This is a genomic window from Pseudomonas sp. K5002 (genome assembly GCF_013386655.1).
Taxonomy (GTDB): Bacteria; Pseudomonadota; Gammaproteobacteria; order Pseudomonadales; family Pseudomonadaceae; genus Aquipseudomonas.
In genome coordinates this window covers 1-1,476 of record NZ_JACARK010001208.1, presented here as the reverse complement: position 1 = coordinate 1,476, position 1,476 = coordinate 1, and the positions used below count along the sequence as shown (strand labels likewise).

Sequence of the window (1,476 nt, the reverse complement as noted above, 5' to 3'; positions counted from 1 at the left end):
GAAACCGGGATTGCCCTGGAGCGCCTGGTGATCGAGCGGGCGCTGAGCGTCAACACTGCTGCTGCGGGTGGTAACGCCAGCCTGATGACCATCGGCTAACTGACGAAACGCGGTCAAAATGTGGGAGCGGGCTTGCTCGCGAATGCGCAGTGTCAGTCAGCGAATAAGTCGACTGATACACCGCTTTCGCGAGCAAGCCCGCTCCCACATTGGGTTAACGGGCAGTCTTAGTAACCCGGGTTAGCCTTCAGCTGCGCCGCGGCGGCCTTGGCCAGGTCCGGCGGCAGGAAGTCCTTGTCCGGGTTGTAGTCGGCCTTCAGGTAACGCGCCAGATCCTGCAAGTCCCCCGGGTTCAACGTGCCCGCCGCCTGCTTCAAGCGCAGGTTGTCGAGGATGTAGTCGTAGCGGCTGTTGTTGTAGTTGCGCACCGAGGTGTACAGCTGGCGCTGGGCGTCCAGCACATCGACGATATTGCGCGTGCCCACCTGGTAACCGATTTCCGTGGCTTCCACCGCGCTCTGGTTGGAGATGATCGACTGGCGGCGCGCCTGTACCTGCTCCACATCGGTGTTCACCGCGCGGTGCAGGTTGCGGGTGTTTTCCACCACCTGGCGACGCAGGCCTTCGCGTTGCTGCTCGGTCTGGCCCAGGCGGGAATAGGATTCGCGCACTTGCGAGCTGGTCAGGCCGCCGCTGTACAGCGGGATGCTCAACTGCAAGCCTACGGTGCGTTGCGACACGTCACCGTGATACGGCTGGCCAAAGGCGCTCGGGTTGCTGAAGCCCAGGGCATCGTTGTCACCTTTTTCATATTGCGCCACGGCATCCAGCGTCGGCGCGTGGCCGGCCTTGCGTTGCTTGAGGGTTTCTTCGGCGGCGGTGACCGCGTAGTTGCTGGCCAGCAGGTTCAGATTCTGGCGGCCGGCGGTTTCGACCCAGGCCTTGGCATCGTTAGGCGACGGCGGCAGCACCGGCAGCGTGTGCACGATGCCCTGGATCGAGTTGTACTGGCGGTTGGTCAGGGTGATCAGCGCTTCAAAGGCGTCGTCCACCTGGCGCTGGGCCAGGATGCGGTTGGCCCGTGCGGTGTCGTAGCTGGCCTGGGATTGCAGCACGTCGGTCTTGTCCGACAGGCCGACGTCAAAGCGTTCGTTGGACTGGTCCAGTTGGCGCTTGAACGCGGCTTCTTCGGCCTTGGTGGACGCCAGGTTGTCCTGGGCCCGCAGCACGGCGAAGTAGTTTTCGGCGCTTTGCAGGATCAGGTTCTGTTCGGTGGCCGAGAGTTGCAGCGCGGCCTGCTCGTTGACGGCTTCAGCGGCTTGCAGCTGGAACCAGCGATCAGCGCGGAACAGCGGCTGGCTCAAGGTCGCGCGCCAGGAATGGGCGTCGCGGTTGACCGTGGCGGCGGGCTGGTCCAGCTGGGTGCGCACATTGTTGATGTCGGCACCGGCCGACAGGTTCGGCAGCAACCCGGCG

The 1,476-nt window shown here is 64.0% G+C and carries 1 protein-coding gene; it reads right to left on the bottom strand.

Annotated features, from left to right (window positions below; genetic code table 11):
- Nucleotides 1-227: 227 nt before the first annotated feature.
- Nucleotides 228-1,476, bottom strand: a 1,249-nt coding sequence (locus HX846_RS34955) for a TolC family outer membrane protein (protein ID WP_178967228.1), incomplete at its 5' end; no start/stop codon positions are given.